The 254-nt window shown below is 42.9% G+C and carries 1 protein-coding gene; it reads right to left on the reverse strand.

All coding sequences use genetic code 11. From position 1 onward, the window contains the following. Positions 1-22 precede the first annotated feature (22 nt). On the reverse strand, positions 23-254 hold a 232-nt coding region (locus Y887_RS19605; protein ID WP_211257013.1), incomplete at its 5' end, for a hypothetical protein.

A 254-nucleotide genomic window follows, 5' to 3' on the forward strand; every position in this document is an offset into this window, starting at 1 on the left:
ATGCTTAAACCATACATACAACTCACCCCCAGAATGTATAAATATATGACCCCATCCCCTGCTCAAGATTTGACCACGTCACCGTATTGCCATTAATGGTTATCTTCGGTACTTTCCGGTCCTTAAATACATTATTCCACGGAAATAATGAACAGACTGCCTGCAATGTTTTCCCTTCTGGTTTATTCGTATACGTTTTTGATCCCGACTCCGCCGTAAACCTGTCCAGGAAAAATATGGGAGTAAGCACGCCC

Source organism: Xanthomonas pisi DSM 18956, from assembly GCF_001010415.1.
GTDB classification, from domain to species: Bacteria; Pseudomonadota; Gammaproteobacteria; order Xanthomonadales; family Xanthomonadaceae; genus Xanthomonas; species Xanthomonas pisi.